This window comes from Sphingomonas sp. Leaf412 (genome assembly GCF_001425405.1).
In the GTDB taxonomy this organism is placed as follows: Bacteria; Pseudomonadota; Alphaproteobacteria; order Sphingomonadales; family Sphingomonadaceae; genus Sphingomonas.
On sequence record NZ_LMQP01000003.1, the window covers coordinates 244,629 to 260,496 of the forward strand.

The 15,868-nt window shown below is 71.8% G+C and carries 16 protein-coding genes; 10 read left to right on the forward strand and 6 right to left on the reverse strand.

What is annotated here, in order from left to right:
- Both ASG29_RS17495 and ASG29_RS08340 read right to left on the reverse strand, forming a co-directional pair.
- A partial coding sequence (locus ASG29_RS17495; RefSeq protein WP_235532832.1) for a nitronate monooxygenase occupies positions 1-472 on the reverse strand: 472 nt, incomplete at its 3' end.
- 42 nt (positions 473-514) lie between these two features.
- Complete coding sequence (locus ASG29_RS08340; protein ID WP_055982781.1) at positions 515-1,105, reverse strand: L,D-transpeptidase family protein; 591 nt, start codon at positions 1,103-1,105, stop codon at positions 515-517.
- Positions 1,106-1,307: 202 nt separating this feature from the next.
- On the opposite strand from ASG29_RS08340, the gene ASG29_RS08345 reads away from it, so the two are divergent.
- Positions 1,308-2,033, forward strand: coding sequence for a murein L,D-transpeptidase catalytic domain family protein (locus tag ASG29_RS08345; RefSeq protein ID WP_082515851.1), 726 nt, complete (start codon positions 1,308-1,310; stop codon positions 2,031-2,033).
- 139 nt (positions 2,034-2,172) lie between these two features.
- On the opposite strand, the gene ASG29_RS08350 is transcribed toward ASG29_RS08345, so the two are convergent.
- The 3 genes from ASG29_RS08350 to ASG29_RS08360 all read right to left on the reverse strand — a co-directional run bounded on the left by ASG29_RS08350 (position 2,173) and on the right by ASG29_RS08360 (position 6,191).
- Entirely contained in the window at positions 2,173-3,225 is a 1,053-nt protein-coding gene (locus tag ASG29_RS08350; RefSeq protein WP_055982783.1) for a glycosyltransferase family 2 protein, read from the reverse strand.
- On the reverse strand, positions 3,222-5,726 hold the full coding sequence (locus ASG29_RS08355; protein WP_055985295.1) for a DegT/DnrJ/EryC1/StrS family aminotransferase: 2,505 nt from the start codon (positions 5,724-5,726) through the stop codon (positions 3,222-3,224). Before ASG29_RS08355 ends, ASG29_RS08350 begins: the two co-directional genes overlap by 4 nt.
- 165 nt (positions 5,727-5,891) lie before the next feature.
- Positions 5,892-6,191, reverse strand: coding sequence for a chorismate mutase (locus ASG29_RS08360; RefSeq protein WP_055982785.1), 300 nt, complete (start codon positions 6,189-6,191; stop codon positions 5,892-5,894).
- Between the two features lie 213 nt (positions 6,192-6,404).
- On the opposite strand from ASG29_RS08360, the gene rpsD reads away from it, so the two are divergent.
- The 3 genes from rpsD to ASG29_RS08375 all read left to right on the forward strand — a co-directional run bounded on the left by rpsD (position 6,405) and on the right by ASG29_RS08375 (position 9,311).
- Positions 6,405-7,019 (forward strand): 30S ribosomal protein S4, encoded by a 615-nt coding sequence (rpsD, locus tag ASG29_RS08365; RefSeq protein WP_055982787.1) that lies wholly within the window; start codon positions 6,405-6,407, stop codon positions 7,017-7,019.
- A 118-nt stretch (positions 7,020-7,137) separates the two neighbouring features.
- Positions 7,138-8,103 carry an agmatine deiminase family protein gene (locus ASG29_RS08370; RefSeq protein WP_055982789.1) on the forward strand — a complete coding sequence of 322 codons (966 nt, stop codon included), beginning with the start codon at positions 7,138-7,140 and terminating at the stop codon, positions 8,101-8,103.
- Between the two features lie 107 nt (positions 8,104-8,210).
- Complete coding sequence (locus ASG29_RS08375; protein ID WP_055982791.1) at positions 8,211-9,311, forward strand: hypothetical protein; 1,101 nt, start codon at positions 8,211-8,213, stop codon at positions 9,309-9,311.
- 287 nt (positions 9,312-9,598) lie between these two features.
- On the opposite strand, the gene ASG29_RS08380 is transcribed toward ASG29_RS08375, so the two are convergent.
- Positions 9,599-10,468 (reverse strand): 3-hydroxybutyryl-CoA dehydrogenase, encoded by an 870-nt coding sequence (locus ASG29_RS08380; protein WP_055982793.1) that lies wholly within the window; start codon positions 10,466-10,468, stop codon positions 9,599-9,601.
- 77 nt (positions 10,469-10,545) lie between these two features.
- Here ASG29_RS08380 and ASG29_RS08385 point away from each other — a divergent pair, with 77 nt between their 5' ends.
- The 6 genes from ASG29_RS08385 to ASG29_RS08410 all read left to right on the forward strand — a co-directional run bounded on the left by ASG29_RS08385 (position 10,546) and on the right by ASG29_RS08410 (position 15,808).
- Positions 10,546-11,643 carry a DUF1176 domain-containing protein gene (locus tag ASG29_RS08385; protein ID WP_055982794.1) on the forward strand — a complete coding sequence of 366 codons (1,098 nt, stop codon included), beginning with the start codon at positions 10,546-10,548 and terminating at the stop codon, positions 11,641-11,643.
- A 1-nt stretch (position 11,644) separates the two neighbouring features.
- Positions 11,645-11,872 carry a DUF1272 domain-containing protein gene (locus ASG29_RS08390; protein ID WP_055982796.1) on the forward strand — a complete coding sequence of 76 codons (228 nt, stop codon included), beginning with the start codon at positions 11,645-11,647 and terminating at the stop codon, positions 11,870-11,872.
- Positions 11,869-13,038: a bifunctional hydroxymethylpyrimidine kinase/phosphomethylpyrimidine kinase gene (locus ASG29_RS08395; protein ID WP_055982798.1), complete on the forward strand. Its 1,170-nt coding sequence runs from the start codon at positions 11,869-11,871 to the stop codon at positions 13,036-13,038. The genes ASG29_RS08390 and ASG29_RS08395 overlap by 4 nt, the downstream gene beginning before the upstream one ends.
- Positions 13,038-13,658 (forward strand): ribonuclease HII, encoded by a 621-nt coding sequence (locus ASG29_RS08400; protein ID WP_055985299.1) that lies wholly within the window; start codon positions 13,038-13,040, stop codon positions 13,656-13,658. The genes ASG29_RS08395 and ASG29_RS08400 overlap by 1 nt, the downstream gene beginning before the upstream one ends.
- The gene (locus ASG29_RS08405) at positions 13,655-14,527 is read left to right on the forward strand and encodes an alpha/beta fold hydrolase (RefSeq protein ID WP_055982799.1); all 873 of its coding nucleotides are present in this window, start codon (positions 13,655-13,657) and stop codon (positions 14,525-14,527) included. Before ASG29_RS08400 ends, ASG29_RS08405 begins: the two co-directional genes overlap by 4 nt.
- A 150-nt stretch (positions 14,528-14,677) precedes the next feature.
- Complete coding sequence (locus ASG29_RS08410; protein ID WP_055985302.1) at positions 14,678-15,808, forward strand: site-specific DNA-methyltransferase; 1,131 nt, start codon at positions 14,678-14,680, stop codon at positions 15,806-15,808.
- Positions 15,809-15,868 lie beyond the last annotated feature (60 nt).

Here is a 15,868-nt window from a genome sequence, read left to right on the forward strand (position 1 = left end):
CATGCGCCTTGCCCATGTCGATCATCGCCCGGGGCGGCACGCCCAGCGCGTTGGCGATCAGGCGGATCGGGTGGCGGAACGCGACGTCAAGCATCGCCAGCGCCAGGTCGGGATCGAACGGCACCGGCGCGCCCGATCCGCGGCGCTCCTCGGGCATGTCGAACCCGTGTTTCGTGGCGAGATCGGCGACGAAGGCGCGATGGCCCGCGGGGATGCGGTCCGCGACCGTATCGCGCGCCTCGCCGCGCACGCCCAGGTTTTCCGGGATCAGGACGTCGAGGCCATAGGGTTTCCCGTCGACATGCGCGTCGATCCACGCCAGCTCGGTCTCCAGGCTTTCCAGCGTGTGCCCGGTCGCGCCCAGCACCCCGAACCCGCCCGCGCGACTGACCGCGGCGACGACGTCGCGGCAATGGCTGAAGGCGAGCAGCGGGAAATCGATCCCCAGCATCGTGCAGATCGGGGTGCGCATCGTGATCCTCTCCCGCGGGCGAGATACCCGTCGGGAAGGACGCTACCGTGCCGCGAGCGCGCGGTCGACCTCGCGTTGCGTGGCGCCGGTCAGGCCGCTGGCCGCCGCCATTTCCTCGTCATAGGCCCCCGCGACATAGGCGACGTCGGTCACCTCCACCGTCGCGCCCAGTTCGGTGATCGCGAACAATCGCTTGGCGAAGGCGGCGGGCAGGCGGATGCAGCCGTGCGACGCGGGAAACCCCGGATCGCGCCCGGCGTGAAGCGCGACGCCGTCCCACGTCAGCCGCTGCATGTAGGGCATGGGCGCGTCGTCGTAGAGGTTGGATTTGTGGACCTCCCGCTTCTGGAGGATCGTGAAGGACCCCACCGGCGTCTCGTTCCCGTCCTTGCCCGTCGACACCGAGGAGGCCGCGACCAGTTTCTGTCCGCGAAAGACGTAGGCGCGCTGGTCGGGCAGCGATACCAGCACGCTGACGGCGCCGTCGCGCGCCGCCGCCTCGGTCCACAGGAACCGTCCCGGAGCCAGCGCGGCGGCGGCCTCGGTAATCGCCAGATCGTCCATCGCGCGCGCCTGGGCGGGCGCCGCGGCGACGGCGAGGACGGTGGACAGGATCAGGGCGAGGCGGCGCATCACTAATGCCTTTCGAGCGGGATTCGCAGGGTCGATGCCGGTCCAACGCCCATCGCCCGGATTCGGTGCCCCGCGCGGCGAACCGTGGCGTCGCTGCGGCCAACGCGCGGGTTCGGCACGCAACTTGCGTGGAAGGCGGCGGATTGTTCACCTGTTTCCTGCTATAGGATCGGCCGTGGGCGAGGCTATCCGCAGGACATAGATGCTGGACGCAGGTGACGAACGGGCGCTGTCGCGCCGGATGATGCTGAAGAACGGCGGGCTGGTCGCCAGCATGCTGATGCTGCCGGGCACCGTATCCGCCGCGATGCGGCAGGGTCGGCCCGAATCGCTGCTGCCGCGCGATTTCCACGCCCCCGTCAGCCGCGCCGTCCCCCCGCCCGCGCGCGTCGCCGCCCGCGTCGACGTGGCGCCGCCGGGGATCGAGCCGCGCTTGTTCCGCCGTGCCATGGCCGCGCTGGAACGCCACGGCGACCGGATCGCGAAGCACGACCGCATCGCCATCGCCGACTTCTCGCGCGCCTCGTCGGCCGCGCGGTTCCACTTCGTCGACCTGCACGACGGAAAGGTCGTGTCGAAACTGGTGTCGCACGGCAGCGGGTCGGACCCCGACCATACCGGGTTCCTCCAGCGTTTCTCCAACGTCGACGGCTCCAACGCTTCGTGCGAGGGCGCGTTCGCGACCGCGGACTATTATTACGGCAAGCACGGCCGGTCGCAGCGGCTGACGGGGCTGGACCGCACCAACGACAATGCGCTGTCGCGGGCGATCGTCGTCCATGCGGCGTGGTACGCCAATCCCGACATCGTGCAGACGCGCGGCATGCTGGGTCGCAGCCAGGGGTGCTTCGCGGTGGGCGAGCAGGAATTGTCGGAGGTGTTCGCGCGGCTGGGCGAGGGCCGGATGATCTACGCCGCGAAGGCGTAACCCGCCTTACCCCCGTTCGCCCCGAGGGGCGGCCGAGCGCCGTCGAAGCCTCGTCGCGAAGGGTATGCGCGACGTGGGTGTTTCGAGACGGCATTTCGGCGTCGCTCGGTGCCCCCTCCGCGCGAACGGCATCTGATCCTCACGCGGCCCAGCGCCGCACCCCGCCGACCAGCCGCGCCCACGCCAGCCCCTCGACCCCCAGGTGCGGCAGCACCGCGCGCGCCGCCAGCGCGTCCGCCATCCCGATCGTCCCCGCCGCCAGCGCGGCGCGCACGACCCCGGCCCAGCGGCGCCCGGTCTCCCATTCGATCAGCCGCCGGTCCGCGGGGACGACGTGATGCCGCGACAGGTGATCCGCCTTCAGCGCCGCGATCGTGCCGCCCAGCCGCGCCAGCGCGGCGCGGTCCGCCACCGGCATCCCATGCATCAGGTGGCGCACGACCAGCGCCGCGCTGTCCCCCGCATCGTCGCCGAAGGTCGCGCGATGGTCCGCGGCCAGGACGCGCGTCGCACTCGCCAGCATCGCGTCCTCGTACCGCTGCGACGCGCCCCCGGCGTGGCGGCGATAGGTCACCAGCGCCATGTCCAGCCGCGCGACCGCGCCATGCGCGGCGACGCGGTGATACAGGTCGAAATCCTCGGCATAGAGCAGGGCGGGGCGCGTGAAGGGGTGCAGCGCGCGCGCCACGTCGGCGCGCATCATCACCGACGACCAGACCAGCGGGTTGCCGATGCGCAGCAGCCACGCGATCAGCGCGGGGGAGGTGATCGCGGCATGGCGCGCCGCATGAATGCCGCCGTCCGCCCCCAGCACGTCGGCCGCGGTCGCCAGCAGTGCGACGTGCGGGCTGGCATCCAGGTACGCGACCTGCCGCGCGAACCGTTCGGGGTGGCACAGGTCGTCCTGGTCCAGCGCGGCGATGTAGCGCCCGTGCGCCGCCGCCACGCCGCGGTTGCGCGCGCGCACCGGCCCGCCGTTGACGGGCAACGCGATCAGGCGGACGCGCGGGTCGGGCCACGATCCGACGATCGCGCGCGTCTGGTCGCTCGACCCGTCGTCGACCACGATCGCTTCCCAGTCGGGCATCGTCTGGCGCGACAGGCTGTCCAGCGTCGCGCCGATCAGGGCCGCGCCGTCGTACGCCGCCATCACCACGCTGACGACCGGCGATCCGGCGACCGGCGCGATCATGCCGCCACCGCCGCGCGATCCGCGAGCAACCGGTCCACGATCATCCGCCCCACGTCGTTCTGCCACAGCCACAGGCCGTTGGCCTGCCCGCGGAAGCTGGCCTCGCCGCCCAGCCGCCCCCAGGGCACGAACCCGGCCGCCAGACCGATGCCGTACACGCCGGGCAGCGCGATCCCGTCCGCGCCGACGACGCATCCGTCGCGATCCACCATCGCCGCGCCGCTGTCCGCCGCCAGCGGCAGCGGCGTCCCGTCCGCGCGTTCGAACGCCAGCGCGCGGGGGCGATAGCCCAGCGCCGCGATCACCACGTCCGCCGCGCGCACCGTCGCCTGCGCGACCGTATCGTTGTCGCCCGCGATCCGGTGCACCGCCACGCGCGGGTCGGGCACGCGCCCGTCGACCGCCAGCATCCGCAACACCAGGTCGCGCGCCTCCAGCCGGAATCCGGCGAGGCGGTAGACGAAGCCCGATATCGGGCAGATGTCGTCCGGCCCGAAATCGGTGAACCCTTCCGCCCGCGCCGCCGCGGCGGAAGGATAGAAGGGGCGCAACGGCCGCCGGTGCAGCAACGTCACCGCGCCCGCGCCCAGCGGCAATCCCGCCTTCAGCAGCGCCGCGACCGTCGTCAGCGCGCTCGTCGATCCGCCGACGACCGCGATCCGGGGGTTGCGCCGCCCGGCGACGAGGTCCGCGATCATGTCGGTCCCGCCCAGTTTCAGCACCGCGTCCGACTGGACCAGCCGCCCGTCGGCCAGGTCCGCGATCGGGACGCCCGCGATCCGCTGCGTCGTCAGCCGGTCGATCGGCTGGTGCCCGCCCGTCGCGACGACCAGCGACCGCGCGACGCGCACGTGGTCGCGGCCGTCCGGCCCGCGCAGCCGGACATGCCACAGGCCGTCGCCGCCCCGTCGCGCCGACACCGCCTCGTGGCCCGTCAGCACGGTTCCGCCCTGCGCCGCGACCACCTGCGCCAGCCGGTCGCCCAGCGCATCCAGCAATCCGCCCACCGCGGTCAGCGGCACGCCCAGCGACGCGCGATGCGCCGCGACGCGATGCGCCGCCGGATGGTCCGCCAGTGCCGCGATCTCCGCCTGCGGATGGTCCGCGATCGCGGTCAGGAACGTGTCCGCGCTGGAATCGGAGGTGATGGCATAGCCGCCCAGCGTGCCTGCCCCCAGCGCCGGCCCGCGCTCCACGATCGCCAGCCCGCGGGCGAGCGCGGGCAGCAGGCCCGCCTTCGCCGCCGCGGTCAGCAGCGCGGTACCCGCCGGGCCGCCGCCGATGACGATCGTGTCGTGGATCATGGGCCTGCCGGAGACCGGCGCGCCCAGTCCGCTCCGTCCTCGCGGGCCCCGTCCCCGCCCGCGCGCGATGGAGGCGCAGGCGGTCAGCGCGCGTGCCAGCGCCGCCGTCACGCGATGTGCGTCCGCGGCGGTCATCGCGTCGGTCAGCGGCAGCGACAGGATGCGCCGCGACAGATCGTCCGCCACCGGCGTCGGAGTCAGGCAGGCGACCGACCGCACCCATTGCTGCTCGCCCAGATGGGGGCTGAAATACGCGCCCGCGCCGATCTCCTCCGCGGCGAGCGCGGCGACGATCGCGTCGCGGTCCGTCCCCTCGGGCAGCCGGACCGGGAAGAACCCCAGCGCCTGCCGCTCCGCCGGCGCGGGCTGCGTCGCGCATCCGGCCGGCAGGGTGGCGCGATAGGCGACCGCGACCGTTTCCCGTCGCGCCATCGCATCCTCGAACCCGTCCAGCTTCGCGCGCGCCATGACCGCCAGCACCTCGGGCAGCTTCGCGTTCAGCCCCGGCATCGTCGCCTCGCGCGGGCGGCCGAAGCCGAAGCCCGCCATCGTGCGCAGCCGCGCGATCGTCGCAGGCTCGCCGCAATGCACCAGCCCGCCCTCCGCCACCGCGAACGGCTTGGTCGCGTGCATGGAGAAGACGATCGGGAAGGGCGCCCCCGCCCCGAAATTGGTTCCGTCCACCCGCGTCCCCAGCGACGCCGCCGCATCCACCACCACCGCCACGCCGTGCCGCGCGGCCAGGAAGCGATAGCGGTCGAGGTCGATCGCGCGGCCGAACGCGGCATAGGGGACGATGGCCGCGATGCCGCTGCCATGGCGGCGCAGCAGCGTCTCCTCCGCCCGGGCGCAGGCCGCCCAGTCATCGGGGTCGACGTCGCACGGCAGCGGCACCAGTCCCGCCCACCACGCCGCCTGCGCCGTCGCGGCGAAGGTCAATGCGGGCATCAGCGCCATGCGTCCCCGCCCGCCGGTACCGACCGCATCCGCGATCGCGATCGTCAGTCCCAGCGTCGCGTTCGCCACCGCCAGCGTCGCGCCGCGTCCGCCGAACAGGGCCTGCGTCGCCGCCGCCTCGAACCCGCGCGCCTCGGGGCCGTGGTTGGTGAACACCCCCGACGCCTCGACCCGGCGCAACGCATCGCCCATGTCGGACAGGCGCGGCGGGTCGGGGGCGATGAGCGGAAGCGGACGCATCGCCATGTCATGCCGCGAACGGGGCTAACAGGCGGTTACGGTCGCGAACGCCCGTAACCCACCTCCACTACCTCCGTTCGCCCTGAGCGACGTCGAAGAATATGCGCTGCCGTCGCGCGCAGGCTTCGACTTCGCTCAGCCCGAACGGTGGGTGAGGTCCGTTTCCTATCGCCGGTCGAACGCGTCCAGCTCGTACGCGATCGACGCCTCGACCAGCGTCTCCCACATCGCCGCCACCGCATCGCCCGGCACGCCGACGGCTTCCGCGGCCGCCCGTGCGTTCGCGATCACCTGCGCCTTGCGCGCCTCGTCGCGCACGTGGCCGCGCTCGGGCTTGATGCGCGCGGCGGCGTCCATATAGTCGAAGCGGCGGCGCAGAAGGGCGACCAGCTCGCGGTCGACCTGGTCGACGCCGGCGCGCACCTCGGCCATGGTGGTGCATTCCGGGCCTGATAGGATCGTCATGCGCGCGCCTAGTGCCGACGCGCGGCGCGGCTGTCCAGCGCGACGCGCCCGACCTTGACTCCGCACGCCCCCCCGTCTAGGCGCGCGCCTTCGCAATTCGGCCCCGCACCCCGGTGAAGCGGTGGCCCTGCCCTTCGTGGCGCAGGCGATACCGGGATCGCGATCAGGTGGCTTCCACCCGGTCAACGTCGTTCGCAGATTGAAGGAAACATCATGTCGAAGCGTTCCAGCGCGAAGTACAAGCTCGACCGCCGCATGGGCGAGAACATCTGGGGCCGTCCCAAGTCCCCGGTGAACAAGCGCGAATACGGCCCCGGCCAGCATGGTCAGCGCCGCAAGGGCAAGGTGTCCGATTTCGGCATCCAGCTGCGCGCGAAGCAGAAGCTGAAGGGCTATTACGGCGACGTGACGGAAAAGCAGTTCCGCCACGCCTATGACGAAGGGTCGCGCATGAAGGGCGATACCTCACAGAACCTGATCGGCCTGCTGGAGCGTCGCCTGGACGCGATCGTGTACCGTGCGAAGTTCGCGCCGACCATCTGGTCCGCGCGCCAGCTGGTCAGCCACGGCCACGTGATGGTCAACGGCGTGAAGTGCAACGTCGCCTCGCGCCGCTGCAACGTCGGCGACGAGATCACGCTGGGCACGAAGGCGCAGCAGATGGCGCTGGTGATGGAGGCGCAGAGCCTGGCCGAGCGCGAAGTGCCCGATTACGTCGCGCAGGACGGCACCGCGAAGGTGACCCTGGTCCGCGTGCCCACGCTGGACGAGGTGCCCTATCCGGTGAAGATGGAGCCGAACCTGGTCGTCGAATTCTACTCGCGCTGATCCCGTCCACGGATCATGCGACGAAACGGGCGGTCCCATCCGGGGCCGCCCTTTTTCGTTCGCGCGCGTCGAACGGGACGGTTGTCGAATTCCCCGGCGGTGTGGCAGAGCGCGCGGCATGACCCGCGTTCCCCCCGCCGAATGGGCGCCCCATGCCGCCGTGTGGATCGGCTTTCCCAGCCATCCCGAATTGTGGGCGGACGACCTGGACCAGGCGCGCGAGGAGGTCGCGGCGTTCGCGCATGCCGTCCATGCCGACGGCCGCGGGGAGCAGGTGCTGCTGGTCGCGGCGGATGACGAGGCCGCGGTCGCGGCGCAAGCGATGGCGCCCTTCGCGCAGGTGGTGGTGGAGCCGTTCGGCGACATCTGGCTGCGCGATACCGCCGCGATTCTGGGCGGCGACGGGAAGGCGCACGACTTCGGCTTCAACGGCTGGGGCGGGAAATACGACCTGCCCGGCGACGACGATGTCGGCGCGCGGCTGGCGCGGCGGCGCCACCTGACCATCCTGGCGCACGACTGGGTGCTGGAGGGCGGGGCGATCGACGGCGACGGGACCGGGCTGGTCGTGACGACGGAGCAATGCCTGCTCAATCCCAATCGCAATCCGCTGCCGACGGCGGAGGGGGTGGAGCAGCGGCTGGCCGCCGACCTGGGCTTCGACCGGGTGCTGTGGCTCGGCGCCGGGTTGCTCAACGATCATACCGACGGGCATGTCGACAACCTCGCCCGGTTCGTGGGCCCGGGGCGGCTCGCGATCCCGGTCGCGGCGGAGAACGATCCCAATTGGCGCATCTATCAGGATGCCGCCGATCGCGCCCGCCGGCATGGCGTGGAAGTGGTGCCGATCCCCTCGCCGGGCCGCGTGCTGCGCGACGAGGCGATCGTGCCCGCCAGCTACATGAACTTCTACATCGGCAACGCCGCGGTGGTCGTGCCGCTGTACGGCGCGCCCGACGACGCCGCCGCGGTGGACGCGATCGCGGCGCTGTTCCCCGACCGTGCGGTCGTGGGCCTGCGCGCGGACGCGATCCTGACCGGCGGCGGCAGCTTCCACTGCATCAGCCAGCAGATACCGGCGTAACGCCATCGCCGCCGTTTCGGACCGTTCCGGGTAGTCGACCGGTGGATCGACCGGAATCGATGCTGCCATGAACGGATCTGGTCGATATCGAAACCGGGCGGACGAGGATGGCGGGAAGCGACAGGAAACCGGACTCGCTGCCGACGATCAGGCCGCACGCGTGGCTACTCATCAGCGGAACGATCATCCTGCTCGTTCTGGCGCTGGTGACGGTCACGACCTCGGCGACCCCGAACGAGTCGCTGCGGTACCTTGCGGGCAAGGTCATCAGCCTGTTCGTCGCCGAATTCGGCGTTGCGCTTCTCGTGGCCTATTTCATCTCGGTAACGATCGACGTCCGCGTACGGCAGGCGGAACTCGCCATGCGGCAACGCGAGGATAGGGAGCGCGAGGAGCGCAGGGTCGCCGAGGCGAAGGAGATCGAGGACCGCCGCCGGACCGAGGCGGAGGAGAACGAACGCCGCCAGACCCAGATTTCGCAGAACGTGGTCCAGGGCGTCTACGGCCTGCAACACACCCCCGCTTATGTGAAGGCGGTGATCGAAACCAGCCTGCGCCCCGACATCGTGCGCGACTCGGCGGACCTCGAATATACCGTGCGCGAACTGACCCGGGACGAAGTCGCGGTGACCGGCGTCGACCCGCAACGCTTCGTCGTCCTGGAAATGCTGTCGAGCTATCGGTTCAGGAACGTGGCCAGTTCCGAAAAGCCGGTCGACGTACGCTATGCGGTCGCGGTCCGGCACGGGAAGGGCGCGCGCACCTTCACCGCGGTGAAGCGCACCAGCATCGGCGGAACCGATTTGACGGAAGATCAGATCGTCGCCGCGCTGACGCTGGACGAACACGAACATGAGAAGAGCTACGTCTGGCCGCGCAAGATCCCGGGCAACGGCACGCTTGCGGTCCGGATCACGGTGTTCGCGCTGAAGGAACGGTCGGACAACGAGGTGTGGGGCTCCTTCTTCCCCACGGTGGCGGGGGCGACGCTTCGCCTGACCGTCCTTCCCGGGATGCGGTTCGGCGTCCGCCCGCTGACGGCCAGCCCGATGACGTGCGAACGCCGGGAGGCGACGCTGGGCGTATGGAAATGCGGCGGGTCCATCCTGCCGAACGACAGCGTGGTATTCTGGTGGCGCACGCCGGAGGACGATGCGGAGACGATCCTGCCCGCCCCCGACCCGTCGGATGTCCCGCGATTGGCGTAGGGAAGGGCATATGTTAGGTTGATATTGACGGTTTCACGTCTTAATTCGCGGCAGTAAACCTGAGGAGGCAGCCCATGACGATCTACCCGATTGCGACCGGCGACGGTGGCGGTGGCTGCTGAAGCCTATGAAGGGCCGGCGTGTCCCGGCCCTTCCCCGAACCGATGCGAAAGCCGGCGATCGCCGGCTTTTTTCGTTTCCGGCCCGGCGCGCCGATCGTCCGCGCCCCCGGCCCACGAGCGTGACGGCCCGCGTCCGTCGGCATCCGCAGGCCGGGCGCGCGCACGTCACCGCGTCGGCACGGGCACCTCGCCCGAATAATCGTAGAATCCGCGCCCGGTCTTGCGGCCGAACCAGCCCGCCTCGACATATTTCACCAGCAGCGGCGCGGGCCGGAACTTCGGATCGCCCGTGCCCTCGAACAGGACCCGCGTGATCTCCAGGCAGGTGTCCAGCCCGATGAAGTCCGCCAGCGTCAGCGGCCCCATCGGATGGTTCAGCCCCAGCTGGCACGCCAGATCGATGTCCCTGATCGTCGCCACGCCCTCGCCCAGCGCGAACACCGCCTCGTTCAGCATCGGCATCAGCACGCGGTTGACGATGAAGCCCGGCGCGTCGTTGGCACGCACCACCTGCTTGCCCAGCGCGGCGGCATAGGTCTCGATCGTCGCGACCGTCGCGTCGCTCGTCGCCAGCCCGCGGATCACCTCGATCAGGCCCATCACCGGCACGGGGTTGAAGAAATGGACGCCGATGAACCGCCCCGCGTCGGGCGCTGCCTGCGCCAGCCGCGTGATCGGGATCGAGGACGTGTTCGACGCCAGCACCGCGTCGGCGCGCAATACCTTGCCCACCTCGGCGAAGATCGCGCGCTTGATCTCCTCGCGCTCGGTCGCCGCCTCGATCACCAGCGCGCAGTCGCCCATCGCGGCGACGCCGTCGACGGTTTCGATCCGCTCCAGCAGCCGGTCGCGCGTCGCGGCGTCGGTCTTGCCCTTCTCCACATCGCGCGCCAGCCGCTTGGCGATGCCGGACTTGCCGGTTTCCGCGCGCGCCTTGTCCACATCGGCCAGCAGCACGCGCATCCCCGCCGCCGCGGTGACCTGCGCGATCCCTGCGCCCATCTGCCCCGCCCCGATCACGCCCACCGTCTGCATCACCGTCTCCCAAATGTCCGTCGCGCGCGGCCTTAGCCCGCTGGCTCCGCGCGATCCACCGCGGTAGACGTACCGGCATGAGATACGCCGTCGCCGCCACGCTCCTGCTCGTCGCCTGCGCGCCCGATCCCGCGCCGCCGATCGCGAACGATACGGCCGCGAACGTCGCTGCCCCCGCCGTGCCCGTCGCGGGCGCGCCGCCGGGGCCGGTCGCCGACACGCGCGCCGCGCCGATACCGGGGGAGTTGAAGACGTTCCGCGACTGGACCGTCGCCTGCGACAATGTCGCGCGCTGCGCGATGGCCTCGCTCGGCCCCGACATGGGCGATTTCCCTCGCTTCACGGTGCAGGTGACGCGCGCCGCGGGACCCGCGGGCGGGTATGAGGTCGCGCTGAACCCGCTGTCGGACGACGATGCCGCCCCCGTCGCGCTGACGATCGCGGGTGCGCGATTCGACGGCCGGTCGGGGGAGGGCGCGGCGCGGCTCGTCGCGGCGATGGCGAATGCGCCGGCGATGACCGGGGTCGACGCGGCGGGCAGGGCGCTGGGCAGCGTCAGCCTGGCGGGCGCGGCGGCGGCGTTGCGCTACATCGACGCGGCGCAGGGGCGCGCGGGGACCGTCACCGCCGCGGTGGCGACGGGGCCGGGGGCCGCCGCGACCGTGCCCGCCGCCGCGGCCGTGCCGGTGATCGTCGCCCCCGCGCTCGCGGGCGCGGCGGCGCGGCCGACCGCGGCGCAGCTTGCCGACATGCGACGCGTCGCGCGCTGCGAGGACCGGATGACCGCGGATCATTGGGACGTGCGCACCGCCGCGCTGGGCGGGGGCGCGACGATCGTCGTGCTGCCCTGCTCGGCGGGCGCCTATAACGAGATCGACGCCCTGTTCGTCATCCGCGACGGGACGGTCGCGCCCGCCGCGGTCGACGCGCCGTCCGGCTTCGACGCCACCGGCGCGGATTCGCAGACGCCGGTCAGCAGCATCGTCAACGGCGACCTGGGCGACGGGCTGGTGTCCAGCTACGCCAAGGGGCGCGGGCTGGGCGATTGCGGCGTGGCGCAGACCTATGCCTGGGACGGTCGCCGCCTGCGCCTGGCCGAACAACGCGCGATGGGCGAATGTCGCGGCAACCCCCATTACCTGCGCACCTGGATCGCGCGCGTGGAGCGGCGCTGACATGCTGGAGATGCGCCCCGATTGCGAACGCTGCGGCACGGACCTGCCCGCCAATGCGGCGGGCGCGTTCATCTGCTCGTTCGAATGCACCTTCTGCGCTGAATGCGCCGATGCGCTGGACGAACGCTGCCCCAATTGCGGCGGCGAACTGCTCGATCGCCCGGCGCGCGTCGGACAGGCGCTGAAGGACCATCCCGCGTCGACCGCGCGACGGCACCGCGCGTCATGACGCCGCGCATCCTCGTCGTTGCGGGTTCCGACTCGGGCGGCGGCGCGGGTATCCAGGCGGATATCCGCACGATCACGATGCTGGGCGGCCACGCCATGACCGCGGTGACCGCGATCACCGCGCAGAACACGCGCGGCGTCTCGCGCATCCACCCGGTCCCCGCCGACATCGTGGTCGCACAGATGCACGCCGTGATCGACGACATCGGCGTCGACGCGGTGAAGATCGGGATGATCGGCTCGGCCGAAACCGCACATGCGGTGGCGGAGGTGCTGGAGCATCTGTGTTCCCGCGAAGGCGCGAACCCGGGCTCGGCTCCCGCCTTCGCGGGAGCACATACGACGCTGCCCATCGTCCTCGACCCCGTCATGGTCGCGACCAGCGGCGCGACCCTGGCGGACGACGCCACCATCGCCGCGCTGACCCGGCTGATGCGGCTTGCCACGATCGTCACGCCCAACCTGCCCGAACTGGACGCGCTGGGCGGGGAAGGCGCGATCCTGTCGCACGGCGCGCTGCTGCTCGCGAAGGGCGGCCATGCCGGCGGTGCCACGATCACCGACCGCCTGATCGGCCCGGACGGCGAGGTCGCGCGCTGGTCCGCGCCGCGCATCGACACGCGCCACACCCACGGCACCGGCTGCACGCTCGCCAGCGCGATCGCGGAGGGGCTGGGCCGCGGCATGGACCTGCCCGCCGCGATCGCACGCGCGCGCCTGTTCGTGCGGCTGGCGCTGCACCAGGCGCCCGGCTTCGGCGGCGGCCACGGGCCGATGGGGCACCACGAGGTCCGGCTCGACACCCCCGCGGCGCCGACGATCAACCAGGTCACGCTGCCCGCCACCGATCATGCCGCCAGCCGCGCCTTCTACACCGCGCTGGGCCTGACACCCATCGTCGACGCGCGCGGCGAATACGCCCGGTTCGAAAGCGCGGGCGGCACGACGCTCTCGATCCACGCCGCCGCCGCCGCGACCGTCTTTATCGAGGTCCCCGACCTCGACGCCGCGGTCGCCGCCGCTCGCGCGCAGGGCATCACCGTCGCCGATCCGATCGACCAGGACTGGGGCTGGCGCGAGGCGCGATTGTGCGATCCCGCGGGCAACGCGTTGTGCCTGTACACCGCGGGCGAGCATCGCCGCTTCCCGCCATGGCGGCTGGCCTGATGCCCGGCCTGATCCACGAGAAGCGCTGCCTGCCCCCCGTGGCGGGCGTGGACGAGGCGGGGCGGGGGCCGCTCGCGGGCCCGGTCGTCGCCGCCGCGGTGGTGCTGCCCGCGCGCCGCGTGCCGCGCGGGCTGGACGATTCCAAGAAACTGTCCGCCGCCGAACGCGCGCGGCTGTGCGCGCTGGTGCAGGAGCGCGCGATCGTCGGCATCGGGATCGTGGAGGCGGCGGAGATCGACGCGCTCAACATCCACTGGGCGACGATGAAGGCGATGACGCTGGCGGTGGATCAGGTCGCCGCCGCGCTCGGCTGCGTGCCGGGCCATGTGCTGGTCGACGGCAACCGCCTGCCGCACTGGACCTATGCCGCCACCCCGATCGTCGGCGGCGACGGGCTCAGCCTGTCGATCGCCGCCGCCTCCGTCGTGGCGAAGCACACGCGCGACCGGATCATGATCGCGCATGCGCAGGATCATCCGCACTACGGCTGGCACAGCAACAAGGGGTACGGCTGCGCCGCGCACCTGCGCGCGCTGCGCGAACACGGGCCGACCCCGCTCCACCGCCGCAGCTTCGCGCCGGTGGCGCAGGCGGAGCTGCCGTTCGCGGTGGCGGAATGATCCGGGAGGCGGCGCTGGCGGCGCTGGCGCTGCTCCAGACCACGCCGCCCGCACCCGACACGCGCGTGGCGGTGGACGGCACGCGCCGCATCAACCTGGTCTGTACGGGGCAGGGATCGCCCACCGTCGTCCTGACCGGCGGCGCGGGCGCCACCGCCGCGACATGGCGCGCGGTCCAGCCCGCGGTCGCGGCACGCACCCGCACCTGCTCGTGGGACCGCGCCGGGTTCGGGCGCAGCGACGCCGGCCCGGCGCGCCAGACCGCGACGGAAACCGCCCGCGACCTCGATCGCGCGCTGGCGGCGGCGAAGGTCACCGGCCCGCTGGTCCTGGTCGGCCATTCGATCGGCAGCTACGAGACGCTGCTGTTCGCCGACGCGCATCCGCGCCGCGTCGCTGGGATCGTGCTGGCGGACCCCAGCCTGCCCGACATGTTCCGCCTTCTGGGCGAGGATCCCGCGGCGGTGATGGCGCCCCATGCCGCGCCGTTCCGCGCCTGCGCCGCGGCGTTGCGCGCGGGCACGCCGCCCCCCGCCGGGCCGGTCGCCTGCGCGGGCGATCCGGCGCGCTACGACACCGCCGTCTCCTTCTTCGACGCCGCGGGGGACAGCGCGCGGGCGGTCGCGAACCCGCGCCGGTCCTTCGGCGCGATGCCGCTGGTCGTCCTGACCGTCGGCCCGGCCCCCGCCGCCCCGACCCCCTGGACCGCGGGCCATGATTCGATCGCCGCGCTGTCGACCCGCGGCACCCGTGCCCATGTCCCCGACAGCGGCCACATGATCCAGCGCGACCGCCCCGCCGCGATCGTCGCCGCGATCGCGACGGTCCTCGATATGTTGAGTCTTTCGCGCCACACCACCACCCGTTGAGTCCGCGCACCGGTGGTGGACTCAACATATGGGGCGGGACTCCAAATGTTCCGCTTCGGCAACGACATCGCGCAGGGAGTTGTTAACCAAAGTTCGCTTGACGCGGAGTCCGCCCGTTCCGCACATCGGCGTCGCGAAAGGGGTATGGGCATGGGGGTGATGGAGAAGGTCGCGCGCCGGAAGGCGGCGACGACGGGGGAGACGACGGCCCTGCCGCTCGACCAGATCGTCATGGCCGATTGCATCGCCGCGATGCGCGCGCTGCCGGCGAAGTCGGTCGACATGATCTTCGCCGACCCGCCCTACAATCTCCAGCTCGGCGGCGACCTGAACCGCCCCGACGGCAGCCACGTCGACGCGGTGACCGACAATTGGGACAAGTTCGACAGCTTCGCGCATTACGACGCCTTCACCCGCGCCTGGCTGGCCGAAGCGCACCGCGTGCTGAAGGATGACGGCACGATCTGGGTCATCGGCAGCTATCACAACATCTTCCGCGTCGGCGCGGCGGTGCAGGACCTGGGCTATTGGATCCTGAACGACATCGTGTGGCGCAAGGCGAACCCGATGCCCAACTTCAAGGGCACGCGCTTCACCAACGCGCACGAGACGCTGATCTGGGCCAGCAAGGGCGAAAAGGCGCGCTACACCTTCAACTACCGCAGCATGAAGACGTTGAACGACGAGATCCAGATGCGGTCCGACTGGGAATTCCCGATCTGCGGCGGGCAGGAACGGCTGAAGCGCGATGGCGTGAAGGTGCATCCGACGCAGAAGCCGGAGGCGCTGATCTATCGCGTGCTGCTGGCCTGCACGAAGCCGGGCGACGTGGTGCTGGACCCGTTCTTCGGCACCGGCACGACGGGCGCGGTGGCCAAGCGGCTGGGACGTCGCTGGATCGGGATCGAGCGCGAGCCCGATTATTGCGCCGCCGCCGCCGAACGCATCGCCGCCGCGCTGCCGCTGGACGAAAGCGCGCTGGCCACGATGCAGAGCCCGCGCGCCGCGCCGAAGGTGGCGTTCGGCGTGCTGGTGGAGAATGCGTATCTGACCCCCGGCGTCACGCTGACCGATGCGAAGCGCCGCCACAGCGCCACCGTCCGCGCCGACGGCAGCCTCGCGTCCCCCTGCGGCGCGACCGGTTCGATCCACAAGCTGGGCGCCACGGTGCAGGGCGCGCCGGCGTGCAACGGCTGGACCTTCTGGCATTACGAGGCCGACGGCGCGCTCCGCCCGATCGACGCGCTGCGCCAGACGTACCTGCTGGCGACGCAGCCCTGACCGTCGCTCCCCTCCCTTTCAAGGGAGGGGCTGGGGGTGGGTGGCGCCCGGGGGATACGG

Excerpts from the sequence above, each read along its gene's own strand:
- ASG29_RS08370 (WP_055982789.1), top strand. The coding sequence starts at position 7,138 with ATGACCCGCGTTCCCCCCGCCGAATGGGCGCCCCATGCCGCCGTGTGG.
- ASG29_RS08375 (WP_055982791.1), top strand. The coding sequence starts at position 8,211 with ATGGCGGGAAGCGACAGGAAACCGGACTCGCTGCCGACGATCAGGCCG.
- ASG29_RS08350 (WP_055982783.1), bottom strand. The coding sequence starts at position 3,225 with ATGATCGCGCCGGTCGCCGGATCGCCGGTCGTCAGCGTGGTGATGGCG.
- ASG29_RS08385 (WP_055982794.1), top strand. The coding sequence starts at position 10,546 with ATGAGATACGCCGTCGCCGCCACGCTCCTGCTCGTCGCCTGCGCGCCC.
- ASG29_RS08410 (WP_055985302.1), top strand. The coding sequence starts at position 14,678 with ATGGGGGTGATGGAGAAGGTCGCGCGCCGGAAGGCGGCGACGACGGGG.
- ASG29_RS08355 (WP_055985295.1), bottom strand. The coding sequence starts at position 5,726 with ATGCGTCCGCTTCCGCTCATCGCCCCCGACCCGCCGCGCCTGTCCGAC.
- ASG29_RS08380 (WP_055982793.1), bottom strand. The coding sequence starts at position 10,468 with ATGCAGACGGTGGGCGTGATCGGGGCGGGGCAGATGGGCGCAGGGATC.
- ASG29_RS08345 (WP_082515851.1), top strand. The coding sequence starts at position 1,308 with ATGCTGGACGCAGGTGACGAACGGGCGCTGTCGCGCCGGATGATGCTG.
- ASG29_RS08340 (WP_055982781.1), bottom strand. The coding sequence starts at position 1,105 with ATGCGCCGCCTCGCCCTGATCCTGTCCACCGTCCTCGCCGTCGCCGCG.
- ASG29_RS08395 (WP_055982798.1), top strand. The coding sequence starts at position 11,869 with ATGACGCCGCGCATCCTCGTCGTTGCGGGTTCCGACTCGGGCGGCGGC.
- ASG29_RS08400 (WP_055985299.1), top strand. The coding sequence starts at position 13,038 with ATGCCCGGCCTGATCCACGAGAAGCGCTGCCTGCCCCCCGTGGCGGGC.
- ASG29_RS08360 (WP_055982785.1), bottom strand. The coding sequence starts at position 6,191 with ATGACGATCCTATCAGGCCCGGAATGCACCACCATGGCCGAGGTGCGC.
- ASG29_RS08390 (WP_055982796.1), top strand. The coding sequence starts at position 11,645 with ATGCTGGAGATGCGCCCCGATTGCGAACGCTGCGGCACGGACCTGCCC.
- ASG29_RS08405 (WP_055982799.1), top strand. The coding sequence starts at position 13,655 with ATGATCCGGGAGGCGGCGCTGGCGGCGCTGGCGCTGCTCCAGACCACG.
- rpsD (WP_055982787.1), top strand. The coding sequence starts at position 6,405 with ATGTCGAAGCGTTCCAGCGCGAAGTACAAGCTCGACCGCCGCATGGGC.